This window comes from Coxiella endosymbiont of Ornithodoros maritimus (assembly GCF_907164965.1).
Taxonomy (GTDB): Bacteria; Pseudomonadota; Gammaproteobacteria; order Coxiellales; family Coxiellaceae; genus Coxiella.
In genome coordinates, this window is sequence record NZ_CAJRAM010000092.1 from 1 (window position 1) to 6,860 (window position 6,860).

A 6,860-nucleotide genomic window follows, 5' to 3' on the forward strand; every position below is an offset into this window, starting at 1 on the left:
CACATATTGAGCGCCTAACCCCTCTCGTGTGGATCACCTTACCCCACTCATCAATCCCACACAGTTGAAAAACCCCTTTTGCAATAAATACCAACACCAAGTATTTTAATATCTTTCATGGCCCTGCTCCTTTTTTTAAAAATAGAAACTCTATGTTGGCGCATTATAACGCCCTCTTTAAGGAGGGGCACTTTTCATTAGGTTACTTTCTATTTGGTTCAATCAAGCGCAAATGATAGCGTGTCTGAATGAGATTTAATTTAGGATTGATAGTATTCTAAGCGACGCGCTTTCTCTTCTAATCATTTTAATCAATAAATATTTCAAATGACAGACTGCTTCTTCATCAACTAAAAATGATGAGAGGTCTTTGCACGGTTCCAACGTTTTTTGGGGAGCGCGTGTCTGTCTTCAGCTAAATAGCGTTTCATTAAACCATTATGACTCAAATGTTGGAATGGTCAAAGCGGACTCGTTGACTCTTCTGCCGATATCAACCAAGATAAACGCCAATTCTTTACTGTAAGGAAAATAGGTATGTGCGGCATCGTAGGAGCCGTTGCAGAACGCCCTGTAGCGGACATTTTGTTGGAAGGTTTAAATCGTTTGGAATATCGCGGCTATGATTCAGCCGGGATGGCGTTGCTGTACCCGAAAACCCATCAAATTCAATGCGTTCGGGTTAAGGGCAAAGTGGCTGCATTGGTTGATTCTGTCAAAAAAAAACTGTTACTCGGTAAAACCGGTATTGCGCACACGCGCTGGGCAACGCACGGTGAACCTTCGCAAAAAAACGCACATCCACACTGTTCTGAAAAAACCATCGCCGTTGTCCATAACGGTATCATCGAAAATCACGATGCTCTACGGCGAAAATTAACGAAAGCGGGCTACAAATTTAAGTCGGAAACAGATACCGAAGTCATCGCTCATTTGATTCATTATCATTTACAATCTACCCCTGAGTTGTTAACAGCCATTCACCAAGCCACAAAATTGCTTAAAGGTGGTTACGCACTGGGTATTATCAGCACGCGCGAGCCAGAAACCTTATATGCTGTTCGATGCGGCAATCCTTTGGTTATTGGATTAGGAATTGGTGAAAATTTCATTGCCTCGGATCAACTTGCTTTGTTGCCCGTCACGCAACAGTTTATTTATTTGGAAGAAGGCGACATTGTCAAAATTGGCTTAAAAAGCGTGGCTATTTATGATAAAAACAAAAAAGCGGTAAAACGCACGGCTCACGCTACGAAAATCGATTACAACGCAACGGGTAAAGGTAAATATCGTCATTACATGCAAAAAGAAATTTTTGAGCAACCGCAAGCCGTCCTAGATACGATTAATAATCATTTCGCTAAAGCGCAATTGACAGTACAACGGTTTGGCTCGCAAGCTGCATCGATTTTTAAAAAAATTCAACGCATCCAACTCGTTGCGTGCGGAACCAGCTATCACGCTGCTTTAGTAGGTCGTTATTGGTTGGAAGCTTTAGCGGGAATTCCTTGTCAAGCGGAAGTAGCGAGCGAAAATCGCTATCGCCAAGGAATTGTTGAGCCAAATACCTTGTTCGTTGCACTCTCACAATCTGGAGAAACGGCTGATACGTTAGCCGCCCTACGACAAGCTAAAAAAGCTGGATATGCAGCTACGCTTGGCATTTGCAATGTGCCACAAAGCTCATTAGCGCGTGAAGCAGACCTGATTTTTTTAACTCGGGCTGGCGCTGAAATTGGTGTCGCCGCCACTAAAACATTTACGACGCAATTAGTTGCTCTATTATTATTAACTTTTTTATTCCGCCAAAATAATCAAAAATTAATTCGCAAATCCACTTTTATTTTACCACAATTAAAACAACTTCCTGCGCTGTTGCAAAAAATGCTGAAGCTCGACCGTCAAATTAAGCAATTGTCCAAACGATTTAATGATAAAGAGCACGCACTATTTTTAGGACGCGGTGCGATGTTTCCGATCGCACTGGAAGGCGCGTTAAAACTCAAAGAAATTTCTTATATGCACGCCGAAGCTTATCCTGCTGGTGAATTAAAACACGGACCATTAGCCTTGGTGGATAAAGGCATGCCTGTTATTGTCGTCGCACCAAACGACCATTTGATTGAGAAATTAGCGTCTAATATCCAAGAAGTCCAAGCGCGCGGCGGTGAATTATATGCTTTCGTTGATCATCGCATTAATTGGCAACAAAAAAATGGTACCACACTGATAAAAATGCCGCCCACTCCCGATTTTGCTGCGCCTATTGCATACACGATTCCACTGCAATTATTGGCCTATCACATCGCAGTGTTAAAAGGGACAGATGTCGATCAGCCGCGTAATCTGGCAAAGTCGGTGACGGTGGAGTAGACCTAACCCCTAAACGCTGGCTCAGGCAGTCCCTTAGTTCCAACATTAATAGCAAATATCGCTCCAGCGGGTGGTGGCAGTAGTTCGGTTTCAGCAATTCCTTGTGAACAGGATGTGACATATAATCGATCCAGCTTTGGGCCGCCAAAAATACAACTCGTAGGACGTTTAATAGGCATGTCGATGACATTATCCTCTTTCCCATTCGGTGCATAGCGGAAAATTTTTCCGCTGTCCCATTGAGCTTCCCACACATAACCTTCAATATCCACCGTTAAGCCATCTGGTTCAATTGAGCTTTTTTCTAATTGCACAAAAATTTGGCGGTTGGAAATCGTGCCTTTTTTCAAATTAAAATCGTATTTATAAATACGGTATTTTAACCCATCCGTGTAATAAAAAATTTTATTGTCGGGACTCCAACCTAAACCATTTGAAATGGTAATGCCTTCTTCCATTTTTATGAGTGCCCCATCGGGGTCTAAACGATATAAACTGCCTTTGGGATTTTCAGTATCCATATTCGCAACACCGACCCAAAATCGACCCTGCCGATCGCATTTACCATCATTCATACGCAGTGCATCGCTCCAGGGTTCAATGGCCGCTAATTGCGTCATCTTTCCCGAAGGGATCTGAACAGCAAAAACAGCGTTCCCTACGGTAATTATGACACCTCCCGATTCACGCGGTACTACGGCGCCGATAAAGTCTGGCATTTTCCATTGGTGATAATCACCCGTCACCGGATTTAATCGATGTAACGACGGCTTTGCAATATCAATCCAATATAAAACATTTTCATACGGATGCCACATCGGCCCTTCACCTAAAGCATTTTGACCTTGCCAGATTGTCTCGATATTCATGGATAACTCCTTCTATTTGGTCGAAGCGTAACACAAAAAAATACGGATTCGAATAACCACGCGATCGATGAGAAAGTGAAGATCCTCTCCCCTGGCCCCTCTTCCGCAAGCGGGAGAGGGGGATAATCCTCCGACTTAAAAACAATTACCCTCTCCCCCTGAAGGGGGAGAGGGTTGGGAGAGGGGTTTTTAAGTTGTGAAGAAATTTGAGTTGAAACTTATTCCTTAAATTAGATTATCAGAACCTTAAATAAGGCCTAAAACCTTATCAAAAAAAGAAAAATACTTAATTTTAATCAATAGCTCCCGTACTTTTGCATTAGCGCACCTGTTCACATTTAATTGTATTTATTTAAGATGCCAGTATTTTTATAATGATTAAAATGAACAAATCGAAGTTATCACGCCTATTAAAGGAGTGCGTATTGGTACCCGTCACTACGTTTCTAATAGTAGAGGATAGTAGAGGACGATTTCAATCCTTCAAAAATAAAAGTTGTGACGAACTCTTAAAATTACTTGAAAATCCGGATATAACCCTAGATATTTTGGATATCAACGAACTCATCAAAGAATTCGCTAGGCACGATAATGAATTAAGTAAAGAAGTGTATAGGAAAGCATGTCGAGCTAAGGAAGAAAAAACTCAAACATTTCCCGCGATGATTCCCGCTTCTAATGCTAAAAATAATTTTAATTTTTCAAAAAAGGCGTTAACCGACTTTTTTAAGACTTGCACTTTTAAAAAGGAACAAAATAAAAATATTATTATTGAGTGGAGCAACTCTTGATTTTCCAATTTAGCTGAGAAAAAGGCGCACAGCCTCCTCAAAAAGTTGAAATAAAAGCTTTTCTTGATAAGAATTATCATGATTTTAAAGAAATCCTAAATGCGGTGTTGTTTTTATTTAGAAAAATAACTTTAAACAGTATCGCCAATCAGGTAAATAATGCGATAAATTTATTCGAATCAATACACCAGCAGGGTAGGAGTTTTGATCTTTTTTCCTATATGACCTTATTCGATACGCTACGAAAATCAAACGAAGAAATATTGATACCGCCTAAGGAGGAGCCTAGATATTATACGTACATGAAAGTCCAAACTTTTTTAAAGAAAGTTTAAATTTAGGTAACAACAGTTTTTCTCGATTTCAATATTCAGAGTTAAATGAAATACCTATAATCGATGGCAAAATCACTCAAGAAAAATTAAAGGGAATCAAGTCTAGACTTCACAATAGTCGACTGGAAATAGCGATTAAACTTAACGAATTTCGATATACCACTATTCCGTTTTCAACGAACAACTCTCCCAGCCCCCATGCTTATTTATTAATGCTTCTCTGGATGGAGAAGGAATATTATATCGAGGGGGGGGGATGATAATCCGTTCCTATAAATAACCCGCCCCAAACCTGCAAAGGAATTGATATGGTTTTTAAAAGAGCTATTGATCATCAACAAGCAACCTCTTCTAGAGTACGTCAGATACTTCGAATAATCGGAAACCTCGCGAAGCATAACATCGAATTCTCTGGAATCCTATTTGATTATGGCTACAAACTGATCAAAATAATTTATAATTTGAATTTAATTACCACGCAATTAGTGGCCGTTTTTTCAATTAGTATAGACACACAAGAAATACGCTCAGGCCGAGAATTTTATCCAAAACAAAATCGGAAATGATGAATTGTGCCAACTTCTAATAGACAAGATTGCTGCTCAGAAAATTACTGAAGAAGATAACGGTTTTCATAAAAAATTTAGAAAAAATATAGTATCTTTAACACCAGGTCAAGCAGACGAACTTTTTACTTCTATTTTTCATTTTATTTCCAAATATAAGGAGATAAATAAAATCTCTCTCAGGTTGCTAATTTTCAAGTTAACTATTGTTGGCGTTAACAAATATTACTTAGGCAAACATCTATTTGAAAAATTAAAAACAAGTGCTGATGAAAAAATGTGGCCGTACATGATAGAAGGCGTCATGATTTGCAATCAACATAATGATGTTAAAGGTTTAATGGGTCAATTAGGCTGGCCTGAGAATTGGGGAATGACGCAAGCTATCTTGACTCGTTTGTTTCTAAATCCCTACTTAATTTCTTACCTTTACTCTTTTAATCTAATCCTTTCTCCAGGGAGTTTTCAATTCGCTCCCACCATTGTATATCGTTACAACTTTTTCCCATCCTAACACTCCATCTTTCTTTGAAAAATCCGAAGAGGAGAACCCTTTCTTTAATCTGACTGATACTCAATTTCACTGCGGTTAATCGTGCTCATTAAAATAGCGATCATTGCCATACCAATTACCGCTAAAATGAGAGGGACATTGACCCCATAGCTTGCTAAATAAGCGGTTAAAAACGAGGTTAGGCCGAACCACAACACTATAATCGCGCCAGTGACGCCCATTACCCATCCCTGCTCATCTCTACTCACCTGATTTGAAAACAAAGTAATGATTGCGGAATAACCAACAGGAATAGCCGTGCCAACGGTGATCATTAATGCCCATAAATAAATCGCTTGATGAGTAACAATGATTGATAAAATGAAAATAGCAGTTAAAAAAACTAGTGGTGATAATAGATTTTAACCGAAAATATTTCACAAAACGGTCGACTAAATAAGTAAAACCAATACTAAAGCCAATACCCATGTCTGCCAATAAGAGTGAGATTTTTAAAGGTGTGAACCCATAACGGTGTAATGCAAACATTGAAATAAAGGAAAAGAAATTACTCCATCCATAAATCATTACAAGCAAAACAATAGATAATTTCCAAACTTTTTTATGTTTAAACTCCAACATAAAAGTATCGACAGGGTGTTTCAACTTTATATTAATTTTTTTGCTTCACTGGAAGGTTTCATCAAACAGCCATCCTAATAAAAACGCGTTAATCAATGAAATCAACGAAGCAAAATAAAGCGGCGTTGAGAACCCAAACCAACTCACAAACCGACTATCCGATAAAACACCTCCAATAATGGGGCCGATGATAAAGCCAAACAAAATTGCCAAAAGTATCAAGCCAATATTACGCGCTTTGTACGCTTCCGAGCTTACATCCACAATGGCCGCTTCTGGAATGGGCTGGCTGCCCGCCGTAAATCCCGCGATCACTCGACCAAGAATCAAGAACGTCAGGCTGTGAATGCCGACAGCAAAAGCTGATAATAAATAATCCAAAAACGAGCCGATTAAACAAAGCAACAGCGCATTTTTTCGGCCAAGGGTATCGGAAAGATCACCCAGAATAGCAGCGCCGAAGAACCAACAGGTCATGAAAATACTTACTGTCAGGCCATACAGAAAATCCCGCGTCGCTATCGTTGTCGCTGCCGGCAGAAAATTAGAATGGTTATTAATGATAATGGCGTTCAGGACAGGAAAAAGCAGGCTCAACCCCATCCCATCAATAAAAAGCAGCAAAAACAAAGGGGCTATTGCGGAAAGTTATTTGCGATTGGACATGATTAAACCTCACAAGAAGGTGTTGGATTCTATAACAAATGGATTTCCCCGTACACGAAGGAAAGCGATGAATTTATCTTCTGAGCAGGCGGAATTAATGGAAAGGTTTGTTTTAATTGAAGCAA

At 39.5% G+C, this 6,860-nt stretch carries 4 protein-coding genes and 3 pseudogenes; 2 read left to right on the plus strand and 5 right to left on the minus strand.

What is annotated here, in order from left to right:
• A pseudogene (locus OWO34_RS08060) lies at positions 1-119 on the minus strand (IS110 family transposase); the annotation flags it as partial.
• A 233-nt stretch (positions 120-352) separates the two neighbouring features.
• Positions 353-501, minus strand: a pseudogene (locus OWO34_RS09945) (ATP-binding protein); the annotation flags it as partial.
• Positions 502-537: 36 nt separating this feature from the next.
• On the opposite strand from OWO34_RS09945, the gene glmS reads away from it, so the two are divergent.
• On the plus strand, positions 538-2,373 hold the full coding sequence (gene glmS / locus OWO34_RS08065; protein WP_267257154.1) for a glutamine--fructose-6-phosphate transaminase (isomerizing): 1,836 nt from the start codon (positions 538-540) through the stop codon (positions 2,371-2,373).
• Between the two features lie 2 nt (positions 2,374-2,375).
• Here the strand turns inward: glmS and OWO34_RS08070 are convergent, their stop codons facing one another.
• Positions 2,376-3,242 (minus strand): SMP-30/gluconolactonase/LRE family protein, encoded by an 867-nt coding sequence (locus OWO34_RS08070; protein ID WP_267257155.1) that lies wholly within the window; start codon positions 3,240-3,242, stop codon positions 2,376-2,378.
• A 365-nt stretch (positions 3,243-3,607) separates the two neighbouring features.
• Here OWO34_RS08070 and OWO34_RS08075 point away from each other — a divergent pair.
• Positions 3,608-5,527 (plus strand): annotated as a pseudogene (locus OWO34_RS08075) (hypothetical protein).
• Here the strand turns inward: OWO34_RS08075 and OWO34_RS08080 are convergent.
• Together OWO34_RS08080 and OWO34_RS08085 are read right to left on the minus strand one after the other, a co-directional pair.
• On the minus strand, positions 5,493-5,762 hold the full coding sequence (locus OWO34_RS08080; protein WP_267257156.1) for a hypothetical protein: 270 nt from the start codon (positions 5,760-5,762) through the stop codon (positions 5,493-5,495). The pseudogene OWO34_RS08075 and the gene OWO34_RS08080 sit on opposite strands and share 35 nt — an antisense overlap.
• Before the next feature lie 352 nt (positions 5,763-6,114).
• On the minus strand, positions 6,115-6,693 hold the full coding sequence (locus tag OWO34_RS08085) for an MFS transporter (protein ID WP_267257157.1): 579 nt from the start codon (positions 6,691-6,693) through the stop codon (positions 6,115-6,117).
• Between the last annotated feature and the right edge of the window lie 167 nt (positions 6,694-6,860).

Excerpts from the sequence above, each read along its gene's own strand:
- glmS (WP_267257154.1), top strand. The coding sequence starts at position 538 with ATGTGCGGCATCGTAGGAGCCGTTGCAGAACGCCCTGTAGCGGACATT.
- OWO34_RS08070 (WP_267257155.1), bottom strand. The coding sequence starts at position 3,242 with ATGAATATCGAGACAATCTGGCAAGGTCAAAATGCTTTAGGTGAAGGG.
- OWO34_RS08080 (WP_267257156.1), bottom strand. The coding sequence starts at position 5,762 with ATGATCACCGTTGGCACGGCTATTCCTGTTGGTTATTCCGCAATCATT.